Origin of the sequence: Paraburkholderia caledonica, from assembly GCF_000383275.1 — a bacterium.
GTDB lineage: Bacteria > Pseudomonadota > Gammaproteobacteria > Burkholderiales > Burkholderiaceae > Paraburkholderia > Paraburkholderia caledonica.
This window is the reverse complement of the sequence record NZ_KB911036.1, coordinates 225,981-249,335: the sequence shown is the minus strand read 5'-3', so window position 1 is coordinate 249,335 and position 23,355 is coordinate 225,981. Positions and strand designations below refer to the sequence as shown.

Annotated in this window: 20 protein-coding genes; 7 read left to right on the top strand and 13 right to left on the bottom strand. The window is 63.5% G+C overall.

Annotation, left to right across the window (positions count from 1 at the left end):
* Positions 1-129 precede the first annotated feature (129 nt).
* The 5 genes from H281_RS0110965 to H281_RS0110945 all read right to left on the bottom strand — a co-directional run bounded on the left by H281_RS0110965 (position 130) and on the right by H281_RS0110945 (position 6,757).
* Positions 130-1,041 carry a carbohydrate kinase family protein gene (locus H281_RS0110965; protein ID WP_020067157.1) on the bottom strand — a complete coding sequence of 304 codons (912 nt, stop codon included), beginning with the start codon at positions 1,039-1,041 and terminating at the stop codon, positions 130-132.
* Positions 1,038-2,321: an AGE family epimerase/isomerase gene (locus tag H281_RS0110960; RefSeq protein ID WP_020067156.1), complete on the bottom strand. Its 1,284-nt coding sequence runs from the start codon at positions 2,319-2,321 to the stop codon at positions 1,038-1,040. Before H281_RS0110960 ends, H281_RS0110965 begins: the two co-directional genes overlap by 4 nt.
* Complete coding sequence (locus H281_RS0110955) at positions 2,318-3,304, bottom strand: LacI family DNA-binding transcriptional regulator (protein ID WP_020067155.1); 987 nt, start codon at positions 3,302-3,304, stop codon at positions 2,318-2,320. The genes H281_RS0110960 and H281_RS0110955 overlap by 4 nt, the downstream gene beginning before the upstream one ends.
* Before the next feature lie 259 nt (positions 3,305-3,563).
* Positions 3,564-5,420: an EAL domain-containing protein gene (locus H281_RS0110950; RefSeq protein WP_020067154.1), complete on the bottom strand. Its 1,857-nt coding sequence runs from the start codon at positions 5,418-5,420 to the stop codon at positions 3,564-3,566.
* 311 nt (positions 5,421-5,731) lie between these two features.
* A complete protein-coding gene (locus H281_RS0110945) occupies positions 5,732-6,757 on the bottom strand; it encodes a bile acid:sodium symporter family protein (protein ID WP_020067153.1) in 1,026 nt (341 codons plus the stop codon).
* A gap of 569 nt (positions 6,758-7,326) precedes the next feature.
* On the opposite strand from H281_RS0110945, the gene H281_RS0110935 reads away from it, so the two are divergent.
* The 4 genes from H281_RS0110935 to icmF all read left to right on the top strand — a co-directional run bounded on the left by H281_RS0110935 (position 7,327) and on the right by icmF (position 14,112).
* Positions 7,327-7,782 (top strand): hypothetical protein, encoded by a 456-nt coding sequence (locus H281_RS0110935; protein WP_020067151.1) that lies wholly within the window; start codon positions 7,327-7,329, stop codon positions 7,780-7,782.
* 579 nt (positions 7,783-8,361) lie between these two features.
* Complete coding sequence (locus H281_RS0110930; RefSeq protein WP_020067150.1) at positions 8,362-9,447, top strand: porin; 1,086 nt, start codon at positions 8,362-8,364, stop codon at positions 9,445-9,447.
* A gap of 207 nt (positions 9,448-9,654) precedes the next feature.
* Positions 9,655-10,590, top strand: a complete 936-nt coding sequence (locus tag H281_RS0110925) for a LysR family transcriptional regulator (protein WP_020067149.1) — start codon at positions 9,655-9,657, stop codon at positions 10,588-10,590.
* A 123-nt stretch (positions 10,591-10,713) separates the two neighbouring features.
* A complete protein-coding gene (gene icmF, locus H281_RS0110920; RefSeq protein ID WP_020067148.1) occupies positions 10,714-14,112 on the top strand; it encodes a fused isobutyryl-CoA mutase/GTPase IcmF in 3,399 nt (1,132 codons plus the stop codon).
* Between the two features lie 87 nt (positions 14,113-14,199).
* Here icmF and H281_RS0110915 read toward each other — a convergent pair whose 3' ends face one another.
* Complete coding sequence (locus H281_RS0110915) at positions 14,200-15,159, bottom strand: NAD(P)H-dependent flavin oxidoreductase (protein WP_020067147.1); 960 nt, start codon at positions 15,157-15,159, stop codon at positions 14,200-14,202.
* 288 nt (positions 15,160-15,447) lie between these two features.
* Between H281_RS0110915 and H281_RS0110910 the strand changes: the two genes are divergently transcribed.
* Positions 15,448-16,338, top strand: coding sequence for an alpha/beta fold hydrolase (locus tag H281_RS0110910; RefSeq protein WP_020067146.1), 891 nt, complete (start codon positions 15,448-15,450; stop codon positions 16,336-16,338).
* A 10-nt stretch (positions 16,339-16,348) separates the two neighbouring features.
* Here the strand turns inward: H281_RS0110910 and H281_RS0110905 are convergent, their stop codons facing one another.
* On the bottom strand, positions 16,349-16,819 hold the full coding sequence (locus H281_RS0110905; RefSeq protein WP_020067145.1) for an Lrp/AsnC family transcriptional regulator: 471 nt from the start codon (positions 16,817-16,819) through the stop codon (positions 16,349-16,351).
* A gap of 113 nt (positions 16,820-16,932) precedes the next feature.
* Here H281_RS0110905 and H281_RS0110900 point away from each other — a divergent pair, with 113 nt between their 5' ends.
* Positions 16,933-17,832 carry a DMT family transporter gene (locus H281_RS0110900; RefSeq protein WP_020067144.1) on the top strand — a complete coding sequence of 300 codons (900 nt, stop codon included), beginning with the start codon at positions 16,933-16,935 and terminating at the stop codon, positions 17,830-17,832.
* 374 nt (positions 17,833-18,206) lie between these two features.
* Here H281_RS0110900 and H281_RS0110895 read toward each other — a convergent pair whose 3' ends face one another.
* The 6 genes from H281_RS0110895 to H281_RS0110870 all read right to left on the bottom strand — a co-directional run bounded on the left by H281_RS0110895 (position 18,207) and on the right by H281_RS0110870 (position 22,383).
* Positions 18,207-19,136, bottom strand: coding sequence for an MBL fold metallo-hydrolase (locus H281_RS0110895; protein WP_027804485.1), 930 nt, complete (start codon positions 19,134-19,136; stop codon positions 18,207-18,209).
* Between the two features lie 5 nt (positions 19,137-19,141).
* Entirely contained in the window at positions 19,142-19,627 is a 486-nt protein-coding gene (locus tag H281_RS0110890) for a MaoC family dehydratase (RefSeq protein ID WP_020067142.1), read from the bottom strand.
* Positions 19,624-19,851 (bottom strand): DUF1289 domain-containing protein, encoded by a 228-nt coding sequence (locus H281_RS0110885; RefSeq protein ID WP_020067141.1) that lies wholly within the window; start codon positions 19,849-19,851, stop codon positions 19,624-19,626. The genes H281_RS0110890 and H281_RS0110885 overlap by 4 nt, the downstream gene beginning before the upstream one ends.
* Positions 19,852-19,855: 4 nt before the next feature.
* Positions 19,856-20,377 carry a YbaK/EbsC family protein gene (locus H281_RS0110880; RefSeq protein ID WP_020067140.1) on the bottom strand — a complete coding sequence of 174 codons (522 nt, stop codon included), beginning with the start codon at positions 20,375-20,377 and terminating at the stop codon, positions 19,856-19,858.
* Between the two features lie 61 nt (positions 20,378-20,438).
* The gene (locus tag H281_RS0110875; protein ID WP_020067139.1) at positions 20,439-21,365 is read right to left on the bottom strand and encodes a hydroxymethylglutaryl-CoA lyase; all 927 of its coding nucleotides are present in this window, start codon (positions 21,363-21,365) and stop codon (positions 20,439-20,441) included.
* A 76-nt stretch (positions 21,366-21,441) separates the two neighbouring features.
* On the bottom strand, positions 21,442-22,383 hold the full coding sequence (locus H281_RS0110870) for a 2-hydroxyacid dehydrogenase (RefSeq protein WP_020067138.1): 942 nt from the start codon (positions 22,381-22,383) through the stop codon (positions 21,442-21,444).
* Between the two features lie 309 nt (positions 22,384-22,692).
* Between H281_RS0110870 and H281_RS0110855 the strand changes: the two genes are divergently transcribed.
* Entirely contained in the window at positions 22,693-23,295 is a 603-nt protein-coding gene (locus tag H281_RS0110855) for an RBBP9/YdeN family alpha/beta hydrolase (protein ID WP_020067135.1), read from the top strand.
* Positions 23,296-23,355 lie beyond the last annotated feature (60 nt).

Below are 23,355 nucleotides of genomic sequence, written 5' to 3'. Positions count from 1 at the left end.
CGTCGCTCCTTGTTCCAAAGGTTCCGGTGATTTCATCCTAGCACGGCAATGGCGCTTCGGCTGAAGCCCCGTGGCGCGGCGCCTCGCGACGACGCGCGCCTGTCCAACCGGAAAGATAACGCCCGAGCGTTACAGCAGCGCGACGACTTCATCGAGCGACGGCGCATGCGCGCCCGCGTGCCGGCAAGCTGCCGCGCCGGCCGCCAATGCGAACGCCAGATGCTCCGGCCACGCGCGCTGCGAAGCGGTCATCAGACTGAACAGCAAGCCGCCGATGGACGCATCGCCGGCGCCGACCGTATCCACCACCTCGACGCGCGGCGGTCGCGCCTCGAAAGTCGCCGCGCCGTCGATCAGCACAGCCGTTTCCGGTCCACGGGTGACGAGTACGGTGGCGGCCGGATTCATCGCGCGCAACTGGGCAAGCGCATGCGCTTCGTCGTCGGTCTTGAAGAGCAGGCGCAGGTCTTCGTCCGATACCTTGATGAGGTCGGCGAGCGCCGCCATTTTGCGTAGCGTGGGCTCGTACCCGTGCTCCATCAGATTCCGGTAGTTCGGGTCGAAACTGATCTTTACGCCGCGCGAGCGCAGTTCGGCGGCCAACGCGGCGAGCGTGTCGCCGAGCGGTTGCCGCACGAGACTGATGCAGCCGAAGTGCGCCCACTTCACCTGCTGCATCCAGCCTGCCGGCAGATGCGCGGGATCGAAGGCGAGATCGGCGCCGTTCTCGCCCATGAAAAAGTAAGCAGGCGGATGCGTGCGATGAACGATCGCGAGCAAAGGCGGGCGCTCCACGCGCTGCATGAAGCGCATGTCGAGCCCTGCCGCGACGCTCGCGTCCCACAGTTCGTCGGAGAAATTGTCCACGCCGAGCGAGCCCGCGCAGGCGGTCGGCAAGCCGAGCCGCGCGACGCAACGCGCCACGTTCCAGCCCGCGCCGCCGGGACGCGATAGCCATTGCGAGGCGCCCGTGCGCACGAGATCGGTGAGGATATCGCCCGCCGAAACGAAGACGGGCAGTTCGTTGGACACGTGGCTCATTTTGCGTGCTCCGTGGAGACGGCCGCGGCGGTTGAGCCGTCGGCCAGCGCATGCGTCAGCACCTCGTAGCATGCGCCCATGGTGTGATAGTCGGTCTTGCCGGCCGGACTCTTTTCGTCGCTGTACTTGCGGTTGTCGCAGGTGAGGATGCGATACCACGCGCCGTATTTGTGATCGACGAAGTGCGCCCAGCTATAGCGCCAGATCTCGTCGTACCAGTCCCAGAAGCGCTCGTTGCCGGTGCGCTTGCCGAGCAGCGCGGCGGTCGCGAAAGTTTCCGCCTGGACCCAGAAGTACTTGTCGTGGTCGCACACGGTGCCGTCGGGGCCGAAGCCGTAATACAGGCCGCCATGGTCTTCGTCCCATGCGTGCGTCATCGCCGCGTCGAACAGTTCGATTGCGCGCGGCAAGAGCCAGGGCAGCGGACGATAGCGCTCCAGAATCAGCAGCAGCTTCGCCCATTCCGTTTGATGCCCGGGCTGGAAACCCCACGGACGGAAAATGTTCGAGCTGTCTTCCTCGTTGTAATGCCAGTCGACCGACCAGTCCGCGTGAAAGTGCTCCCACACGAGCCCTTGCGACAGCTTTGCCTGACGCAGCGTGATGTTCGACGCCACGCGCTCGGCGCGGTCCAGATACACGAGATGGCCGGTCGCTTCGTGCGCGGCGAGCAAGGCCTCGGTGGTGTGCATGTTCGCGTTTTGCCCGCGATACGAACTCACACGCCATTCGGGCGATGCTTCGTCGGCGTAGAGACCGGCGGCGGCGTCCCAGAAGCGATGCTCCATCAATTCGAACGTCGCGCCGATCATCGGCTTGGCTTCCTCGATGCCAGCCATCGCCGCATGCGAGTACGCGAGCAGCACGAACGCGAGGCCATAGCAGTGGCGCGTGGCGTCGAGCGTGCGCTTCCTGCCGTCGCTCCATTCGATTTCCCAGTCGTAACCTTCGTGCTGCCCGTCCCAATGCGCGTCGCGCAGAAATTGCAGGCCGTGGCGCGCGTATTCCAGATGCTTCGGGTCGCCGAACTGCCGATACGCCATCGCGTAGTTGAAGACGTAGCGGCAGCTGCTCACCAGATGCCGCGTGGTTTTGTCGTAGACGGAACCGTCGTCGCGGAAGAAATGGAAAAAGCCGCCGCTCGAATCGAACACATTGGGCGCGTAAAAGCGCAGCGTGTCCTCGACATGAGAGAGCAGAAACTCGCGGCTGCGAAAGCTGGCGACGGCCGGCACGACAGGCGCGCCGTTGGCGGAAGGAGGCGTAGCGGATAGCGTCATGGCGTTTTCACCAAAGTACTGGCACGGGCAATGAGATGAACGGGCACGCGGACTTCTGTTTCGGCCGGCGCGTCTTCGAGCAGCAACTCCACGCCGCGGCGGCCGAGCGCTTCCTTGTCGACCGCAATGGTGGACAGCGGCGGCGTGGCGTGAGCGGCGGCGGGAATGTCGTCGAAGCCGATAATGGCGATGTCCTCCGGCACGCGCACGCCGCGCGCGAAACAGGCGCGCAGCGCCGCGAGCGCGGCAGCGTCGTTGTAGGCGAACACGGCGTCTGGGCGTGGGCCGGGCGCATCGAGGAGTTGCTGCATCGCCCGGGCCGCACCGCTGTCGGGATCGAGTCCGGCGTCGATCGTGACTTCGAGCGACGGGTCGAATAGAAGTCCGGCTTCGAAAAATGCACGCCGATAACCGAGCGCGCGCTGCGCGATGCTGAAGTGCGCGAGCGATCCGCCGATGAACGCCACCCGCTTGCGCCCCTGTTCGAACAGATGCCGCATCGCAAGCGCGGCGCCGGCCGCGTTGTCGAGATTCACCGAACGCAAACCGGGCGCCCAGAGATCGATCAGCACGAGCGGACGCTGCATCGCGACGAGCGTGGCAAGCGTCTCCGGTTCGACGAAGCCGGCAATCGCTACGGCGTCGGGCGCATGCAGGCGCATCTGCTGGATGACGTCTTCAGTGGGACCGGCGGTTAGCACCGACGGCACGATTCCGCGCTCCCGGCAGGCGTCTTCCACGCCATGCAAGACGTGCGAAAAGAATGGGCTGACGGCGAAGTTGTTGTGTTGGCGGTGCAGCAGAAACGTTAGACGGCGGATGCGCGGACGCAATTGGCCCGCGTCATAGCCCAGTTCGCGCGCGGCCTCGACCACGCGCACGCGTGTGGCCTCGGACAGGCCCGGCTGGTTTTTCAGTGCGCGTGAGACGGTGCCGATCGACACGCTGGCCGCACGCGCGACGTCGCGGATGGTTATCGCCATCGAAGCAGGCGGCCGTGACAGGGCGGCCGCACATGTTTGGGTCCGGGCGATTGTATAGTAAAACGGCCGTCAAACAGCTTTGTAGGGTCGCCAATAGCACCCGTAAATACCCGTAGTTGTTGGTATTTTTTGTATTTTGTTGTTTAGTAAAATTGCTAAACACGTGCACTTTTCACGCGACCCGGTCTGTCCCGAGCGTGCGCAATGGCGTTAGCCGAACTTCGGAATGCGGTCTTTCAAAACGGCCGGCGCAACGTCGTCAATCGGCGGACGTCGCCGTTGCGTCTGACTGCCCGCGCAACAAGGCCACGCTTTCTTCCGCGTCGATCAGCACGAATCCGCTGGGTTCGAGCTTCGCCCGCCGCTTGGCCAGCGCCGCGACCGTGGCAATTTCCTCGCTGTTATAGAGCGACGCGCCGCCGGCCGGCTCCGGCTCCACGCGTACGCAACCAATTGCCATCGTGACGAAGCCGAAGAAGGTCGGGTTGCCACGCCGGTCTTCGCCGTGAATGCCGCCGGCCAGACGGTCGGTTGGCGCGTAGAAGCGCTGCGCGCCCTCGTTGAATACGTGAATCGCGCGCAGCACGCGCTCGCGCCAGTCGTCGCTCTGGAACAGGATAAGGAAGTCGTCGCCGCCCACGTGACCGAGAAAGTCGCGCGTTGGATCGCAGACGTCGGCGAGCACCGCAGCGGCGAACTTCAATACCTCGTCGCCTTGCCAGTAGCCGTATTGATCGTTGAATGGCTTGAAGTGGTTCAGGTCCACGTAGCAGGCATAGAAGCCGGCGTGATTGCCAACGAGCCGCGCAATGTGCGAACTGATCGGGATGTTGCCCGGCAGGAACGTCAGCGGGTTAGCGTATCGCGCCGCTTCAATGCGGACCTCGGTTACCGCGCGCACGAGGTTCTCGCCAGTGCCGAGTCCCGCGTACTTGCCGTTTTCGGTGATGACGAAGCCATCGGCGAGATAGCGCTGATCGTCGCTTGCGAGGAGCTTGGCCATCTGCTCGACGGTCATCGATTTCTCTATCACTACCGGCGAGGCGTTCGCGAAGAGCAGACATGGCCGCTTGCCGAACAACTCGCGGTGATATGGCAGCGCGTAGCGGTCCATGAAGCTGCGGCGGTTGATCAGCGCAACCGGTTCGTCATGCTCGACCACGGCGACCGCGTGCAGATCGGGCAGACGGTTGAAGAGTTCCAGCACGTCGTTATTGGTTGCCTGGCGCGGCAATGCAGGCGCGTGCACGAGCATCTTTTCCGACGCCATGCCGCCCGATGGCGACGCGCCGCCGAGCGTGCGCGTCGCCTCGGGAAATACGGCGATGTGGCCTGCGCGCAAGGCGTCGCGGGCGTCGTCGGTGACTTTGCTGGCCGGCTGCGCATGCGGACGGCCAAAGAAAAAGCCTTGCCCGCAGCCGATTCCCATGTCGCGCACGACGATCAGATCCGCCTCGTTCTCGATGCCTTCGGCCACGAGGCGCGCGCCGCTCGCGCTCGCAAAGTGCTGCATTGCGCGAACGGCCTCGAACTTCAAGGGATCGCAGGCGATATCGTGAATGAAGAAGCGGTCGATTTTCACGACGTCCGGTTGGAGTCGCACCCACAGATTCATGCTCGCGTTCGCGGTGCCGTAATCGTCGAGTGCGAACTGCGCGCCTGCCGTGCGCAACGAAGCGATCACCGGCAGGAAACTCCCGATGTCGGGAATCATGCTCTGCTCCGTCAACTCGATCACGATTCGCTGCGGATCGACGCCGCGATGGCGCAGCAGCGCGAGTGTGTCGTCGGGTACGGCGGCCAGACGCCGAAGCGCACCTGCGCTGAAGTTCAGGAACAGCTTGCCGTCGTAGCCCAGTCTCGCAAACGCGTCGATACAGGCGCGCGCGGCGGCCTGTTCGAGTTCGATCGTGCAGCCTTCCACGAGCGCTTGCGAGAAGAGCGCGAATGGCGTCTCGAGCGATGTGCCGGCCGGCCCGCGAATCAGGCCTTCGTAGCCGAGAATCGCGCCGTCCTCGAAGTCGATGATCGGCTGGAATACGGCGGACAGATCACGCCGGGCAATCAGGTCCTCGATGCGCGGCGCAGCGATTCCGGAGGGCGAGCGAAGTTGCATGGCAGGTTGACGTAGCGATGGACCTTCGGCTTATCGACCTGCGCTGCGGAGAATTAAGTGAACTTTTAGTGAAGCGTTGCACTGGTGTGGTGCGTTTGCGCTGTGGTGAGTCGTCGCGCGCGGTTGTGCGCGGGCTGGAGGCGCTTCAGGAAGTTGGCTAGGAGGCGCCCAGGAAACCGCCTATGCCATCTGGCCGAGGCGACAACCGTCGCCGATGAGCGTGAAATAACCAAAAGCCGCGCAAGGCGGCTTTTGGAAAACGACGCTCAGGGAGGGCGCTTATGAATGTCCTATCTGCATTGCGCGCGTATTCAACGGCGGGCGACGGCGGCAGCAGCTCGCTCGCGCGAGGCGGCGCGGGTTTCTCCGCTGGTGTCGCGAGCGCCCCACCGTTGCGCGAGCGCGGCGCAGACCATCAACTGGATCTGGTGGAACAGCATGAGCGGGAGAACGACCGCGCCGACCGCCTGCGAGGCAAAGATGACTTTGGCCATGGGCACGCCGGCGGCGAGACTTTTCTTCGAGCCGCAGAAGATGATGGTGATCTGGTCCGCGCGACTGAAGCCGAGCCGCTTGCTCACGAAAATCGTCATGCCCAGCGCGAGCGCGAGCAGCACCACGCTGATGAGCAGCACACCGCCCAAAGCGGAGAGCGGGATCTGATGCCACAGGCCTTCGGTCACGGACTCGCTGAACGCGCCATACACGACCAGCAGAATGGAACCTTGATCGACGAACTTCAGCACGCCGCGATGCCGCTCGATCCACTTGCCGATCAGCGGGCGCAGCAGTTGTCCCGCCACGAACGGCACCAGCAACTGCAGCACGATATTGCCCACGGTGTGCCAAGGAGAGCTACCGCCCGCCGCCTGATTCGTGACGAGGACACTGACGAGTGCGGGGGTGATGAAGATGCCGAGCAGGCTCGAGGCCGACGCGCTACAAACCGCGGCCGGAACGTTGCCTTTGGCGATGGACGTGAAGGCGATAGAGGACTGAACCGTCGACGGCAGCGTGCAGAGGAAGAGGATCCCGGCGTAGAGCGCAGGCGTGACAAGTGGCGACAGGAGCGGTTTAAGCGCGAGGCCGAGCAGCGGAAACAGCGCGAACGTGCTGAGCAGTACGACCAGATGCAGACGCCAATGCGTCGCGCCCGCAACAATCGCTTCCCGAGAAAGCTTCGCGCCGTGTAGGAAGAACAGCAGGCCGACCGCAATGTTCGTCACCCAGTCGAACCCTGCGGCGGCCTGACCGTGAACCGGCAGCAGGCTGGCCAGTATCACCGTGCCGACCAGGCACAGGGTGAAGTTATCGGGAAGCAGTTTCGGGCGGGCCATGTCGGATTCTCGAAATCGGTGATGCGGGATTGCACGCAAGGCGCGTGCGCGAAAGCGCCGGCGTCGGTGCTATGGAAAACCCCTATTGTCCGTCTAAACCGATTGAAACGGCAAATTCATTTGCCGAATTGATTGATGAGCGCGGTGCATTTTCGCCAGAGCGACGATTGCGGTTGTGAACCACCGGTCGTTGAGTGCGCACATCTCGGAGTTGGGTGCTCCGGTGAGTCTGCGTCCCCCACTTATTTATCGCGATTCGGCGGCAGTTTGCATCGTTGCTTTTTCGCCTTTCGCGAAGGCGTTCCCGTTGATCTACTGCCGCTTTTAAGGCGGTTTTAGCAAGGGTTGTGTCGTAGAAAAACGTCGCAGTAACAACGTGTTACAAGAGCAGGCGAGGCCTAACACTTTTTGGCTCGACACCCTCTGCCGGTGACCATAAATTACCGATCAAAGGCCGTCGGGATGCTCTGCGCTGCGACCTGTCCGCAGCGCCCGCGCCAGTCCCTCAACAAGTCCATCGCAGCTCGAACGGTGGGCTTCAGGCAAGTCTTCGGGCAAGTGAGTCACTGGTGGACGGGTTGTCGAGAACGAAGCACCTGGCGTGGGGCGCGGTAATCGTCGCGCTGTGCTCGTTCGCCTATGCGAAAGGGCCGGGCATGCCGCACGGTGGCGCGAGCTTCGGTGCTGACAGCTATGGTCACGGCAATTACGTGAACCGCGACGTTGGTCGCAACGTCGAGCGTGGCCTCGACCCCTCCGGCGCTCCGGGCGCAGGCATGCATCGCGTCGCCGGACCGGGCGCATATCCAGGCGACGGTCGCGGCGGCATACCGTACATCGGTGTCATTCAACCGGTTAGCGCAGAGTCGCGCCCCGGACAGCGGCCGCAGCCCAACGCGCCGGTTCGCTCGGGATCGATCCGGGCCGACGTCGCCCGCTATAACGAAGAACGCGGTGCACTGCGCGCCGTTCAGCGACAAGGCGACGACAGCCGCCCGCCCGAGAGCTCTCCCTACCGGAACTAGGCTCGGAGCCAAGCCCGCCTGGGCTTTACGTTGAAGCAATCTCCCCAGCAGATCCCCGGCGCCGGTTCCCACCGCATTCACTCCTCGGCAACACCCGTTGCCCCAAGCTCTCTTAATTCACGCGTCTTTCAATTGGCTTAGTGCGCGCATTACGCTTTAACTCACCTCGAAACCCCGCGCGCAATGTGACGTTTCGACGCCACACTTTTTTGAAAACACTCGGCAGCAGACCGTCTCCCGTCGTCAAATTTGGGCGGTTATGCGGCGGCGCGTCATCAGCATGTCATTTGAAGCGTTATCGGGCGCCTTGCGCATAGCGCGCGCAGCTTCGGGCGGCCCGACGTGTCTGTGGCGGCGCCGCGAACATGGGCGCGTGACGGTCTGTAGCAGGCCGATAAGCGACAAAACTAATCAGACCGATATACCCGCAATAACCAGCGATATTTTTGTTCATAAAAATGGTCCGCAAAGATGGTCCCCGCCCAGATTGGCTCGACGATCGAACGGACAACAACAATGGTTCGCGCGAGCTTGCCCTTTCGCACAGCCACACCCCTTTTGACAAAGACTGGAGAATCCATGAAAACAGGCATCAGCCGTGCGCTGAAGACCACCCTTAAGGCAACCGCGTGTGCCGCTTTGCTGGCCAGTGCATCGTCTGCTTTTGCGCAGTCGAGCGTGCAACTCTACGGTCAGGTGGACGAATGGGTCGGCGCGCAGAAATTTCCCGGCGGCAAGACGTCTGTGCAGGTGTCCGGCGGCGGGATGTCGACGTCGTACTGGGGCTTGAAAGGGGCTGAGGATCTGGGCAACGGCTACAAGGCGATCTTTACGCTCGAAGGCTTCTTCCGCGCGCAGAACGGCCAGTACGGCCGCTTCACCGGCGACACGATGTTTTCGCGTAACGCGTACGTCGGTATCGAATCGCCGTACGGCACGGTTACCGCTGGTCGGCTGACCACCGAACTGTTCGTGTCGACGATCCTGTTCAACCCGTTCATCGACTCCTACGTCTTCTCGCCGATGGTCTATCACGTGTATCTCGGGCTCGGCACGTTCCCGACTTACTCGACCGATCAAGGCGTAACCGGCGACTCGGGCTGGAATAACGCGGTCCAATATCAGTCGCCGAACTTCAACGGCCTGTCGGCGAGCGCAATGTATGCGCTGGGTAACACGACGCAGAACGGCGCGAAGAAGTGGAGCGGCCAGGTTCTGTATTTCCACGGCCCGTTTGCCGCGACCGCGGTCTATCAGTACGTGAACTTCAACAACACGCCGGGAGACCTGGGCAGCTTCGATTCCTCGGGCGTGCCGGGCCTGAAGGCGCAGAGCGTCGCGCAAGTCGGCGTCTCGTATGACCTCAAGTACGTGAAGCTGTTCGGCCAGTACATGTACACGCACAACGACCAGACGCTGACGAGCTGGCACGTGAACACCGCGCAGGGCGGCGTCACGGTGCCGGCGGGTCCGGGCTCGGTGATGGCGTCGTACGCTTATTCGCGCGACGGCGGCGGCTTCGACCAGACGCGCCAGACCGCGGCGATCGGTTACGACTACCCGCTGTCCAAGCGCACCGACGTGTACGCGGCTTACCTGTACGACCACATCAGCAGCCAGTCGAGCGGCAATACGTACGGCGTCGGCTTGCGCGCGAAGTTCTAGGCGCCGCCGCGTAGCTGAACTGGCCGGCGGGCGGCGACTGCCGCGCGCCTGGCCCCATGCTCACAACCTCCAAAGCCCGCGTTCCTCACGGAACACGGGCTTTGGTCTTTCCGACTTCTGACGCGACTCCGGCCAGTCGTTTCGCCATCGGCTCTTTGATAAACCGGGCAAAATAACGCCGATTAATTCCTATAGCGAGCGATTCGGATGGACACCCTCGTCAGCATGAAAGTGTTCCGGCAAGTGGTCGAGGTGGGCAGCTTCGTGGGCGCGGCTGAACGGATGGAGATGTCTGCGGCTATGGCAAGCAAGCATGTGATGCATCTCGAACAGCAACTCGGCGCGCGTCTGCTGAACCGCACCACGCGCCGCGTCGCGCCGACCGAGGCGGGCCGCGAATACTACGAGCGCCTGAGTCAGGTGCTCACCGAACTCGAGGAAGCGGAGCAGGTTGTCGGGGCGGCGAGCGTCGTGCCGCAAGGGCGCTTGCGGGTGTCGTCGCTGTCGGCATTCGGGCTGAGTCACGTGATGGCCGCCGTCGCCGACTACGCCGCGCAGTATCCGCAAGTCACCGTCGACATCACGTTGTCGGACCGCGTGGTCGAGCTGATCGACGAAGGCTTCGACGTTGCGATCCGCGCTTCGCCGAGCGGCCTCAAGTCGTCGTCGCTGATCGCGCGGCAGATCGCGATGGCGCATCTGCTGCTGTGCGCGTCGCCGGAGTATCTGCGCCGGCGCGGCACGCCGAAGACCGTCGCCGATCTCGCGCGCCACAACATTCTGCAATACACGGGCGTGTCGGCGCTCGACGTCCTGCAAGCCACCGGCGAAGCCGCGCGCGTGCGCCTGTCCGGCAATCTGATCGTCAATCATCTCGAGGCGCAGCGCGTGATGGTGCTGCACGGTGCGGGCATCGCGCTGCTCGGCACCGAAGTGATCGGCGCCGATCTGGCAGAAGGGCGTCTCGTGCCTGTGCTCGTCGATGAAGTGCCGCCTCGCGAGTTGCCGATTCATGTCGTGTACGCGAGCCGGCGCCATTTGTCCGCGAAGGTGCGCTCGTTCGTGGACTTCCTCGCGGAGCGGTTTGCGAACGAGTCGCTGTGGCCGTCGCTCGAACAGATCGAGGCGCTGGCCGTGAGATAGCGCTCTGGCAAAGCCCGTTGGCAACCGCCCCACGCCGCAAACCGCCGGAGCCGCGCCCATCCGTTTCGTTATACTGGTTGCCAGCACCCACACACGCAAACAGCGTAACGATCTGGGGGAGACATGACCGATCTGTCCACGCCGCAGCGCGCCGCCAGTCACGAGCTGCCCGCCGGCCGGCGCTTGCGCTTCGTCACCGCCGCAGCCCTGTTCGACGGCCACGATGCGTCGATCAACATCATGCGCCGCATCCTGCAAGCGAGCGGCGTCGAAGTCATCCATCTAGGCCATAACCGTTCCGTCGATGAAGTCGCGACCGCCGCGCTCCAGGAAGACGCGGACGGCGTCGCGGTGTCGAGCTACCAGGGCGGCCATAACGAATACTTCCGCTACCTGGTCGATCTGCTGCGAGCGCGCGGCGGTGAGCGCATCAAGGTGTTCGGCGGCGGCGGCGGGGTGATCGTATCCGAAGAGATCGTCGCGCTGGAAAACTACGGAGTCGAAAAGATCTATTCGCCGCACGACGGCCAGCGGCTTGGCCTGCAAGGAATGATCGACGACATGATCGCGCGCTGCTCGGCAGCGGCCCGCGAGGACGCCACAGCGCGGACCGGCGCAGTCGGCGAATGGCTCGCCAGTGTGACCGGTCAGCCCCTGTTGCACCTGCGTTCGAGCGCGCAGGTAAGGGGCGAAACAAGCAGCGCCGATTCGCTCGACGCGAGTTCGCTCGTGTTCCGCCGGCTCGCTCAACTGATCAGCGCCTTCGAAACGGGCGGCGTAGCGTCGTCGAAGCGCGCCGAGCTCTCCGCTCTTACTCAGGCAGTGCAAGTTCCCGTGCTCGGCATTACCGGCACGGGCGGCGCGGGCAAATCGTCGCTTACCGACGAACTCATCCGCCGCTTCCGGCTCGATTACGGCGACACGCTGACCATCGCCGTGCTCGCCATCGACCCGTCGCGCCGCAAGTCCGGCGGCGCGCTGCTCGGCGATCGCATCCGCATGAACGCAATCGGCGACTGGGGCGGCGGTGCACGCGTCTATATGCGCTCCATGGCGACGCGCGAGGCGTCGAGCGAAATCTCCGACGCGCTGCCCGACGCGCTGATGCTGTGCAAGGCGGCTGGCTTCGACCTGATCGTCGTGGAAACGTCAGGGATCGGTCAGGGCGACGCGGCCATCGTGCCGTTCGTTGACGAATCGCTGTATGTCATGACGCCCGAATTCGGCGCGGCCAGCCAGTTGGAGAAGATCGACATGCTCGACTTCGCCGACGCCGTCGCGATCAACAGGTTCGACCGCAAGGGCGCGCCAGATGCGTTGCGCGATGTCGCGAAGCAGGTGCAGCGTAACCGCGCCGACTTTGCGAAATCGCCCGAGGCAATGCCGGTGTTCGGCACGATCGCTTCGCACTTCAACGACGACGGCGTGACCGCGCTTTACCAGTACATCGCCGAAGCGCTGCGCAAACACGGCCTGCGCTCAGGAGGCGGCCGTTTGTCGATTGCCGCCGACGTGCGCTTTTCGAGCGGCCGTCATGCGATCGTGCCGCCTGCGCGCGTGCGCTATCTCGCGGAAATCGCACAGACCATCCACGCTTATCGCGAGCGGGTCGATCAGCAAGCCGGCGTTGCTCGCGAGCGCTGGCAACTCGTGGAAGCGCGCCGGATGCTTGGGGAAGCGAGCGCAGACGCGCACGATGCGCAAGCCTCGCTAGCCTCGCTCGACGCGCTCATCGAGCAACGCACCACAGCGCTCGGCGAGCACGAGCGCAAACTGCTCGACGCGTGGCCGCAAACTGTCGCCGCCTACTCGGGCGATGACCACGTGGTCCGCATTCGTGACCGCGAGATACGCACCGCGCTCACGGCCACGACCTTATCGGGTACACAGCTGCGCAAAGTCGCGCTGCCTAAATTCGTCGACCACGGCGAGATTTTGCGTTGGCTGATGCTCGACAATCTGCCGGGCTACTTTCCGTTCACTGCAGGCGTCTTTCCTTTCCGCCGCGAGAACGAAGACCCGACGCGAATGTTCGCTGGAGAAGGCGATCCGTCGCGCACCAACCGGCGGTTCAAGCTGCTGTCCGAGGGCATGCCGGCCAAGCGTCTTTCGACCGCGTTCGACTCGGTCACGCTCTACGGCGAAGAGCCGGACGAGCGCCCCGACATCTACGGCAAGGTGGGCAACTCGGGCGTATCGGTCGCGACGCTCGACGACATGCATGCGCTCTACGACGGCTTCGATCTGTGCGCGCCGCAGACGTCGGTGTCGATGACGATCAACGGCCCGGCGCCGACCATACTCGCCATGTTCTTCAACGTCGCGATCGATCAGCAGATCGCGCGCCAGGCACAGCAACTGGGCCGGGCACTGAGCGAGGACGAACTCGCCGAGACGCGCCGCATGGCGTTGGAGAACGTACGCGGCACGGTACAGGCCGACATTCTGAAAGAGGACCAAGGCCAGAACACCTGCATTTTTTCGACCGAGTTCAGCCTCAAGGTGATGGGCGATATTCAGGCGTATTTTGTCGAACACCGCGTGCGCAACTTCTATTCCGTGTCGATCTCCGGCTATCACATTGCCGAAGCCGGCGCGAATCCGATCTCGCAACTCGCCTACACGCTCGCTAACGGCTTCACGTATGTCGAGGCATATCTGGCGCGCGGCATGTCGATTGACGACTTCGCGCCGAATCTGTCGTTCTTCTTTTCCAACGGCATGGACCCGGAATACACGGTGCTCGGCCGGGTTGCGCGGCGCGTGTGGGCGATCGCGATGCGCGAGCGTTACGGCGCGAACGAACGCAGTCAGAAGCTCAAGTATCACGTGCAGACCTCGGGCCGTAGCTTGCATGCGCAAGAGATCGACTTCAACGATATCCGCACCACGCTGCAAGCGCTGATCGCCATTTACGACAACTGCAACTCGCTGCACACGAATGCGTTCGACGAAGCGATCACCACACCCACCGAGGAGTCGGTTCGACGCGCGGTGGCGATCCAGTTGATCATCAACCGCGAATGGGGGCTGGCGAAGAACCAGAATCCGAATCAGGGCAGCTTCGTGATCGACGAACTGACCGACCTCGTCGAAGAAGCGGTGCTCGCCGAATTTGACCGGCTGACCGAGCGCGGCGGCGTGCTCGGCGCAATGGAGACCGGTTATCAGCGCGGGCGCATTCAGGACGAGTCGATGCTGTACGAGCATCGCAAGCATGACGGCTCGTATCCGATTGTCGGCGTGAACACGTTTGTGAGCGCGAAGCCGCACGAAGCGCCGACGCCAATTGCGCTCGCCCGCTCCACCGAAGAAGAGAAGCAAAGCCAGTTAAAACGTCTGCGCGATTTCCAGGCGCGGCATCGCGGCGCCGCACCGGCCGCGCTCGAGCGTCTGCAGCGCGCGGTGATCGACGACGAAAACGTCTTTGCGGTACTGATGGATGTGGTGCGCGTGTGTTCGCTTGGGCAAATCACGCACGCGCTGTTCGAAGTGGGCGGGCAGTATCGTCGGAATATGTAGCGAAAGCGGCGGACTGCAGGCGGGCTGCCGCGGCCGTCAGCGAGCGCCTGCAGCCACCCCCGCAACCGCGCGCAACCCTTGGCGGAGTCAGCGCCGGATACCGAGTCGCGCCTTTGCGTCGTCGTATTCCTTCGACAGACGCTCGACCAGTTCGCCCACGCTCGGCACGTCGTCCATCAGGCCGACGCCCTGGCCCGCGCCCCAGATGTCTTTCCACGCCTTCGCCTTGTCGTTCGCGAAGTTCATCTTGGTTTTGTCCGATTCGGGCAGCGCGTCCGGATCGAGCCCGGCGTTGACGATGCTCTCGCGAATGTAATTGCCGTGCACACCCGTGAACAGGTTCGTGTAGATGATGTCCGACGCGGTGGAGTTGACGATAGCCTGCTTGTAGCTGTCCACCGCGTGCGCCTCTTTCGTCGCGATGAAGCGCGTTCCCATGTACGCAAGGTCGGCGCCCATGGCTTGCGCGGCGAGAATCGAGCCGCCGTTCGCAATCGATCCCGACAGCACGATCGGGCCGTCGAAAATGCGCCGCACTTCGCCGACCAGCGCGAACGGCGAAGTAGTGCCTGCATGACCGCCCGCGCCCGACGCAACCAGAATCAGACCGTCCACGCCCGCTTCCAGCGCCTTCTGCGCGTGCCGCAGATTGATCACGTCATGCAGCACGATTCCGCCGTAGCTGTGCACTGCATCGACAATCTCGCGCGCCGGCGCGCGCAGGCTCGTAATGAAGATGGGCACCTTGTGCTCGACGCAGACCCGCACGTCGTGTTCGAGCCGCGTATTCGACTGATGGACGATCTGGTTGACGGCAATCGGTCCGATCACCGAGTCGGGATTCGCCGCCTTATGTTCGGCGAGTTGCGCCTGCAATTGCGTGAGCCATTCGTCGAGCAGTTCGGCGGGGCGTGCATTCAACGCGGGGAACGAACCGACGATGCCGGCCTTGCACTGCGCCAGCACGAGCTCCGGATAGCTGACGATGAACATCGGCGAGGCGACGACAGGCAACGCCAGATTTTGTAGAACGGCGGGCAATGCCATAGTGCGGGTCTCCTGATTGACTACCGGTGCGCAAAGCGCCCGGCTGTTGATGAGTGTAGCGGCATGCGGCTTGCACCGTGGCGAAGCTGACAGCCCGCGCACAGGCCACTTGAACGTTTAAGAACGATCGTTCGATTATAGGGCAAGCGTGTGCTTTGCGTTCGCCGGTTCGTTTGGAACGGTTCGAATGAGTGTTCGGGTTCTATGCTTTGCGTGGGGTGTCCCACCCGGTCCGGACACATTGAGCTTTTACAATGCACTGACTTCAAACGACGAGAGACGCCGGCCATGGCCTTCGAGACTTTCACGCCCTTTCGCGTCGCCGCGGGCGATGCAGATATCTTCGGAGTAAAGGGCGGAGCGGGGCCGCCGCTTCTACTGCTGCACGGTCATCCGCAATCGCATCTGATCTGGGCGCGCTGCGCGGATCAGCTGGCTCAGCACTTCACGGTCATTGCCACCGATCTTCGCGGCTATGGCGCATCGGCAAAACCGCAGAGCGACGCCACGCATGCGCCGTATTCGAAACGCTCCATGGCCGCCGATCAGGTCGCAGTGATGCGGCACTTCGGGTTCGAGCGCTTTCTCGTCTGCGCGCATGACCGCGGTGCGCGCGTCGCGCATCGCATGGCGCTCGACCATGCGGACGCCGTCGAACGTCTGATGCTGCTCGACATCGCACCGACACTGGCCATGTACGAAGCGACCGACCGCACCTTCGCCACGCATTATTTCCACTGGTTCTTCCTGATTCAGCCGGAGCCGCTGCCCGAAACGCTGATCGGCGCGAACCCGGCCGCTTATGTCGATGCGGTCATGGGAAGCCGTCACGCAGGTCTCGCGCCGTTCGACCCGGCCTCGCTCGACGCTTACCGCTCGGCGCTCGCGCAACCCGGTGCGGTGCATGCAATGTGCGAGGACTACCGCGCGTCGGCGAGTATCGACCTTGAGCACGACCGCGCTGACATCGAGCGCGGACAGAAGATCGCCTGTCCGTTGCGCGTGTTGTGGGGCGACAAGGGCGTGATCGAAAAGTGCTTCGACGCGCTGGACGAATGGCGTCACGTGGCGCGCGACGTGAGCGGCCGTTCGCTGTCTTGCGGCCACTACATACCCGAAGAGGCGCCTGACGAACTGGTCGCCGAAATGCTGTCCTTCTTCGAAGCGCTCGAAAAGTAGCGTTGCTCGCTTAAACGAGCGGCGGCAGGCGCCGCGCGATAGGCGTCGATTTGACGATCGCGCTGCTGGTCTCCGCTCGCTCGGCGACCTTCGACAGAATCTCGTCGAGGTGCTCGATCGAATGCAGATAGAGGCGACAGATGAAGCAATCGTCGCCCGTCACTTTGTCGCATTCCACAAACTCCGGAATGCGCCGGATCACTTCTTCCACCAGATGCAACTGGCCGGGTAAAGGCTTCACGCGCACGATGGCTTGCAGCGTGAAGCCCAACGCGCGCGGATCGAGCTGGACGGTGAAGCGTTCGATCACGCCTTGCGCTTCCAGCCGTCGGATGCGCTCGGCCGTACTCGGCGCCGATAGCCCGACGAGGCGAGCAAGTTCGCTGACTGGACGGCGCGCGTCTTCCGCGAGCGCGGCGAGGAGCGCGCGGTCGGTTTCGTCGAGCGCTGCAGGCGCGGGCTGTGCAAGGCGTTTTGACATGACGGCCTTCGATTATTAGGTTTGATCGCGATATTGCTTAAGTTTAGCCATGTATTCGTGACAGCGGATTATCTACACTGCTCGTCAGGCAGAATTGAATCGAGGATCGGATCATGGCTTCAAACGAAATCCGGCGCGGCGCGGCGGAGATGAGCATTGCAATGCTGATGTCGGGCACGATCGGCTGGCTGGTGGTGTCGTCGCAGCAGAGTCCGTTCAACGTCGTGTTTTTCCGTTGCATTTTCGGCGGCGCAACGCTCGCGCTGGTGTGCGCCGTGCTCGGTTTCTTCAGGCGCAAGCTGTTCTCGTGGAAGATGCTCGGGCTCGCGTTGCTCGGCGGCGCGGCGATCGTCGCGAACTGGGTGCTGCTGTTCGCCGCCTATTCGCGCGCATCGATTTCGATGGCGACGGCCGTCTACAACACGCAGCCGTTCATGCTGGTGGCGCTCGGCGCGCTGGTGTTTCGCGAGCGCATCAGCGCGTCCACGGTCGTGTGGCTGCTGATCGCATTTATCGGGCTCGTGTTTGTCGTCAAGGTCGAACCGGCCGTACTGGCGGTGCCGGGGCAATATCTGGTGGGTATCGCCTATGCGGTGGGCGCGGCAGCAATGTATGCGGTTTCCTCGATTATCACGAAGCGCCTGAAGGGCACGCCGCCGCACCTGATTGCGCTGATCCAGGTGTTGCTCGGCGTGGTCACGCTGGCGCCGTTCGTGCGTTTCGACGCGCTGCCTGCCACTGGCGCGCAATGGGTCGAGCTGGTCGTGCTGGGCGTCGTGAACACCGGGCTCATGTATGTGTTGCTGTACGGTGCCATACAGAAGCTGCCCACCTCCATGACCGGTGCGCTGTCATTCATTTATCCGGTGGTGGCGATCATCGTCGATCGCGTTGCGTTTGGTCAGGCATTAGCATGGATTCAGGTGCTGGGCGCGGTGCTGATCCTCGTTGCGGCTGCGGGCGTCAATCTCGGCTGGCGCATCGTGCCGCAAAGGCGCGTGCCGTCCGTCTGAGCGCCGCGCGTCCGGCCAACGCGGCAAGCCGCAATGCTATGGATTGCAAACCATATGCGCCGACGTTTGATCATATCAGCGGACCAATCTCGCCAGGCTCGGCGCGGCTGCCGTTGCTTTCAGACCGCATGCGGGTCAACGGCCGGCGTCAAGCGTCTGTAGGGAAATCACTGATGCGGTCAAAAATCGCGCGCGCGTATCATTCGACCAGACGCTGATCACGTCCGACAGAATTTCCGCCGCTCGCCTTTATAGGTCGAGCGGCTTTCTTTTTGTGGCGGCGGTTTTTGACGCGCCAAAGCTGGCGCGCTTGCCAACGCGCATGCTCCGGCTACCAGTGGCCGGACTTCGATCACTTCAAGCAACGTAGGCGCTTACGCCCGTTGCGCCGCGCGCGCGACGATCTGCTCACCATCCACCATCAGCGGTCCGTTTCCGGCAGCCAGTTCATCGACAAGCGTTTTGACGAGTGCGGGCCATTCACCACGCGGCTTCAGCATTGAGGCGGCCGCACGCATGACCGCTGCGTCGTCGAGCATTTGCAGCAGCGTCGCAAAGCTCATCGAGCGGACGTCGAGCAGCTTGAAGACAATCAGCACCTTGAGCGCATTCTTCGCATTGCGTGCCGGGTCGGCGCGCAGCCACGCCACGCGGGAGAAAGCCCGGTCCAGCGCCTGCCCCACGTTCGTGAACGGTGCGCCATGGCCGGGAATAACAAGGCGCACGTCGAGCGCTGCAATGGTTTCGAGCACCGCCTGCTCCTCCGCGAAGCCGCTTTCGCCTTCGAGTTCCGGAAAGATGACGCCGAAGCCGTTTTCCCACAGCGCGTCGGCGCTGATCAGGACGCGTTCGTCAGCGCAGTACAGCATCAGCGAATGAGGATCGTGACCGGGCGCGCCGAGCACCTGCCAGTCGAGTGCGCCCAGGCGCAGCGTTGCGCCCGGTGCGATGGTGCCTGTGAAGCCGAAGCGCTCGCAGGTCTGCGCGGTCGCGCGGAAGCTCAGCCGAGCCTCGTCCCAGTTGCTCACGGCGCCGGCTTCGGAGCCGGGGATGAGCGTGCGGCACGGCCACGAAGACTGCAGCAGCGCATTGCCGCCGCAATGGTCGGAATGCAGATGTGTGTTGACGATCAGATCGAGCGGCCGCTCGCCGAGCGCCTGCTGGACGAGGGCCAACGTTTGCTGCGCATGCGTCGAGTAACCGGTGTCCACGATAGCGGCGCAGTCGTCGTCGACGAGCAGCACGTTGTTCGACGAAAGCCAGCCGCGCTCGAAGACGCGGATCGATGCAGGCAATGCGGGCAATGCGTTCATAGCGTGCCCGTGCCCGAGTCGGCTGCTACGCCTGCGTTCACGGATGCCTCGGCTTTCGGCATCACGAGAATGGTCGACGTGCCGACCACTGCAACTTCACCGCGCTGATTCCTGACCGAGCCCTCGAGGTGCGTCAGGTCTCCGTTCAGGCTCGGCTTCCAGTAAGCGTCGCGCACGCGCCAGGTCATGGTGAGCGTGTCGCCCGCGTGCGCGGCCTTCTTCAGCTTGATATCGAAGTCGAGTCCGAGTGGCTGCGCGTAGGTCGAAAAATGCGTCGCGAGCAGCGCCATGAAGTGAGCGGTGGGCTGTGTGCCCGACGCGATGAGACCGCCGAAGCGGCTTTGCGCCGCATAGGCTTCGTCGTGATGCAGCGGGTTCATGTCGTTGACGAGCGTTGCGAACGACTTCACCGAATCCACCGACAACGTGAGCGTCGAGCTGAACGTTTCGCCGATGGTGACAATGCGCGGCGGCGCGTTCATGGCTGCACCTTTGCCTGGCCTGCGATCAACCGGGCGCGCCGGGCCTCCAGTTCGTTCCATACGGCGCGCTTCTCGTGATCGTCGTAGATCGACCAGCCGGCGATTTCGTCGATGGTGCGCAGGCAACCTTCGCACCATCCGGTCGACGCATTCATCCGGCACACGTTGATGCACGGCGACGGCACGCCGCCAGCATCCGTTGCTTTGTTGATTACCGCTGTCATCGCGTCAGGCCGTCTCGCGCAGCGCCACGTCGACTACCGGCGCGCCCGTCAATGCAACCAGTTCCTGGGCGCTCAAATTGAACACCGCATGCGGGTGTCCGGCGGCCGCCCACAGGCTGTCCAGCGCGAGCAGGTCTTCATCGATCAGCGTGACCGGTTCGACCGCATGACCGACCGGACACACGCCGCCAATTGCATAGCCGGTCTTTTCGCGGACGAACTTCGCGTCGGCGCGGCCGATGTCGCCCACCTGCGCCGCTACCTTCTTTTCATCGACGCGATTCGCGCCGCTTGCGACCACCAGCACCGGCGCATCGTCTTCGCGACGGCGAAACAGGATCGACTTTGCGATCTGCGCGACTGAACAGCCAAGGCCGGCGGCGGCTTCGGCTGAAGTCTTGCCGGTCTCCGGCAGCATGACGATCCGGCCACTGTGTCCGCGCTCGCGCAGCAGCAGTGCAACGCGGCGTGCAGAGTCCGGTAATGCGGTGAAATCGTCCGGGTCGAGAGAAGCGTGGTCCGTCATCGTGTCAGGTCCTGATAGTCTGGTGTCCGGCAATGTCTTGAGGAAGATGTTCGACGTAGGCTCAAACGCAGTTGGCCGCTTCGCTGCGCGCCTTCGCAAGCAGCGCCTTGCCCGCGCGCGAAACGTTCGGCCGACCGATCGACGTGGAAATAAAATCGCCGATTGCCACGACTTGAGCAAGGTCGATGCCGGTCTCGATACCGAGGCCGTTCATCAGATACAGCACGTCTTCGGTCGCGACGTTGCCGGTTGCGCCCTTCGCATACGGACAGCCGCCGAGCCCCGCCACCGACGCGTGATAGATTTCGATTCCTTCCTGCAGCGCCGCGTAGATGTTGGCCAGCGCCTGGCCATACGTGTCGTGAAAGTGCCCGGACAGACGCTCGCGCGGAAACACCTGCGTCACCGCTTCGAAGACTTCGCGCGTGCGCTTCGGCGTGCCCACGCCAATCGTATCGGCGATGTCGATTTCGTCGCAGCCGAGCGCTGCAAAGCGCTGCACCACGTCGACCACCGACGCGACCGGCACCTCGCCTTGATACGGACAACCGAGCGCACACGACACGCTGCCGCGAATGCGCAGGCCGTGCTCCTTGGCTGCCTGCGCGACCGGCGCGAATCGTTCGATACTTTCCGCGATGCTGCAGTTGATGTTCTTCTGCGAGAACGCTTCGCTCGCGGCGCCGAAAATCACGATCTCGTCCGCGCGCGCGGCAAGCGCGCCTTCGAAGCCGCGCAGGTTAGGCGTGAGCACCGAATAGATGGTGCCGGGGCGGCGCTCGATGCCGGACATGACTTCCGCGCCGTCGGCCATCTGCGGCACCCATTTGGGCGACACGAACGACGCCGCTTCGACGTTGCGAAAACCCGCTGCGGAGAGCCGGTTGATCAGTTCGATCTTCGTGGCGGTCGGCACGAACTCCTTTTCGTTCTGGAGGCCGTCGCGCGGGCCCACTTCGACGATCTTCACTTGCTTCGGTACGGCCATGATTGTCTCCTCATACACAGTAGTCGATTGGAGTTGGCGGTTTGGCACCTGCTCCTGCTCATGCAATTCGACGATGTCAATATCCGCGTTCGATGTCCACCACGCCCCCGACCGCTTCCCCGCGCTCCAGCGCCAGCATTTTTTCCGCGATCTGCGCGACGCTTTCTTCGCGCAACGTTAGCGCGGAGATGTGCGGCGTAATGGTGATGCGCGGCTCCTGCCAGAACGGGTGATCGGCGGGCAACGGTTCCTCGCGGAACACGTCGAGCGTGGCCGCGGCCAGTTGACCGCTTGCCAGCGCGTCGAGCAGATCTGCCTCCACGAGATGCGCACCGCGTGCAACGTTGATCAGATACGCGCCACGCTCAAGGCGCGAAAACGTGCGCGCGCCGAGCACGTCGGCGGTATCCGGCGTATGGGGCAGCAGATTCACGAGCACCTTCACGCCGTCGAGAAACGCGTCGAATTGCGCCGCGCCAGCAAACGTAGTGATGCCTTCGACCTGCCGCGCGCTACGGCTATAACCGCGCACCGGCATGCCGAACGCGGCGACAGCTTGTGCGACATGTGCGCCGAGCACGCCGAGACCGAGCACACCCACCGTGAACGTCTCGCGCGGATGCGGATCGAGTACTTGCCAGCGACCCTCGCGTTGCAGCGTCTGATATTCGTCGAAACGCCGCAGATAGCGCAGCACCGCGTGCGTTACGTATTCGGCCATTTGCGGCGCCATGCCGCTGTCTTCGAGACGGATCAACTGCGCGTTAGCGGGCAACGTGCCGGGCTGCTCGCGTTCGAGCGCGAGAATCGCGTCGACGCCCGCACCCAGATTGAAGATCGCCCGCAGATCGCTGCGGTCGGCCAGCATGTCGCGAGGCGGGCGCCATACGACGGCAAAATCGGCGGGCGCGGTGTCGCCGGGCTGCCATTCGCGCAGATCGGCCTTCGGCAGCGCACGGGCGAAGTCGTGCAGCCAGGCGGCGGCTTCGGCGTTCGGCATGTAAAAGAGGATTTTCATGCGGCCTCGCCTTTGAATGCGCGGTCGCGCCGCTTCGCGCGAGATGCACGCCGGCATGGCTGCGAGGCTTCCGGCGGCTGCGGCGCGGCGCACGACGCTGGCAACATGAGGGCTCCTCCTTTTATGGGTAGGCTTCATTCTACTTTTTCGCCGGCAATCCCGCGCGGTTGCGCACGACCGTGCGCGTTGCGGGCCAATGCGCCGCCCGTTGCTGCGATCCACTCCATAAACAAAGCACAAAAACTTGGTTCGTCCACGCGTCGCGCGGCGGGACAATGACCTCCCGGTTTCCCGTAGCGAGGGACAGACATGCTTTCATGCACCACAGCGCCGTGGCCGCCGCGGCTCGTGACCGTTCCCGGATTGCACGGCAGCGAGGGCGCACATTGGCAAACTTGGCTTGAGCGTCAGTTCGCGCGGTCGTTGCGCGTCGAGCAGGCCGACTGGGATGCACCGGACGTCGCAGGTTGGGCGAACTCGCTGCGCGAACTGCTCGCGCGTGAACGGGGGCCGTTCGTGCTCGCCGCGCATAGCTTCGGCTGCCTCGCGGCTGCGCACGCGTTGCAGCAGGCGTCGTATGCCAACGAGGTAGTCGGCGTGCTGTTCGTTGCGCCCGCAAGCCCGCAGAAATTCGCTTTCGCGGGACCGTTCGAGGCCAGGCGTGTCGGCGTTCCGTCCATTCTGATCGGCAGTGAAACCGATCCGTGGATGCCGCTCGCCGGCGCTCGCGAACTCGCGCAGCGCTTCGGCAGTGCGTTCGTCAATCTGGGCGACGCAGGGCACATCAACACCGCAGCCGGGTTCGGTCCGTGGCCGAGAGCGAAGTATTTCGTCGACACATTGGTGCATTGCGCGGCGCCGCTGCGCTTTCGCGACGAAGCGTTCGAGATTGGCCAGCAGGCGCTGGTTTGATGCGCTGGCTCGGGTCCGTTTGTTCGGCAGACCCGTTCGGCTTCTTATCGTGCGCCGCTC

Excerpts from the sequence above, each read along its gene's own strand:
- H281_RS0110910 (WP_020067146.1), top strand. The coding sequence starts at position 15,448 with ATGGCCTTCGAGACTTTCACGCCCTTTCGCGTCGCCGCGGGCGATGCA.
- H281_RS0110875 (WP_020067139.1), bottom strand. The coding sequence starts at position 21,365 with ATGGCCGTACCGAAGCAAGTGAAGATCGTCGAAGTGGGCCCGCGCGAC.
- H281_RS0110885 (WP_020067141.1), bottom strand. The coding sequence starts at position 19,851 with ATGACAGCGGTAATCAACAAAGCAACGGATGCTGGCGGCGTGCCGTCG.
- H281_RS0110855 (WP_020067135.1), top strand. The coding sequence starts at position 22,693 with ATGCTTTCATGCACCACAGCGCCGTGGCCGCCGCGGCTCGTGACCGTT.
- H281_RS0110905 (WP_020067145.1), bottom strand. The coding sequence starts at position 16,819 with ATGTCAAAACGCCTTGCACAGCCCGCGCCTGCAGCGCTCGACGAAACC.
- H281_RS0110950 (WP_020067154.1), bottom strand. The coding sequence starts at position 5,420 with ATGCAACTTCGCTCGCCCTCCGGAATCGCTGCGCCGCGCATCGAGGAC.
- H281_RS0110930 (WP_020067150.1), top strand. The coding sequence starts at position 8,362 with ATGAAAACAGGCATCAGCCGTGCGCTGAAGACCACCCTTAAGGCAACC.
- H281_RS0110945 (WP_020067153.1), bottom strand. The coding sequence starts at position 6,757 with ATGGCCCGCCCGAAACTGCTTCCCGATAACTTCACCCTGTGCCTGGTC.
- H281_RS0110965 (WP_020067157.1), bottom strand. The coding sequence starts at position 1,041 with ATGAGCCACGTGTCCAACGAACTGCCCGTCTTCGTTTCGGCGGGCGAT.
- H281_RS0110870 (WP_020067138.1), bottom strand. The coding sequence starts at position 22,383 with ATGAAAATCCTCTTTTACATGCCGAACGCCGAAGCCGCCGCCTGGCTG.
- H281_RS0110915 (WP_020067147.1), bottom strand. The coding sequence starts at position 15,159 with ATGGCATTGCCCGCCGTTCTACAAAATCTGGCGTTGCCTGTCGTCGCC.
- H281_RS0110890 (WP_020067142.1), bottom strand. The coding sequence starts at position 19,627 with ATGAACGCGCCGCCGCGCATTGTCACCATCGGCGAAACGTTCAGCTCG.
- H281_RS0110900 (WP_020067144.1), top strand. The coding sequence starts at position 16,933 with ATGGCTTCAAACGAAATCCGGCGCGGCGCGGCGGAGATGAGCATTGCA.
- H281_RS0110925 (WP_020067149.1), top strand. The coding sequence starts at position 9,655 with ATGGACACCCTCGTCAGCATGAAAGTGTTCCGGCAAGTGGTCGAGGTG.
- H281_RS0110960 (WP_020067156.1), bottom strand. The coding sequence starts at position 2,321 with ATGACGCTATCCGCTACGCCTCCTTCCGCCAACGGCGCGCCTGTCGTG.
- H281_RS0110955 (WP_020067155.1), bottom strand. The coding sequence starts at position 3,304 with ATGGCGATAACCATCCGCGACGTCGCGCGTGCGGCCAGCGTGTCGATC.
- H281_RS0110880 (WP_020067140.1), bottom strand. The coding sequence starts at position 20,377 with ATGACGGACCACGCTTCTCTCGACCCGGACGATTTCACCGCATTACCG.
- icmF (WP_020067148.1), top strand. The coding sequence starts at position 10,714 with ATGACCGATCTGTCCACGCCGCAGCGCGCCGCCAGTCACGAGCTGCCC.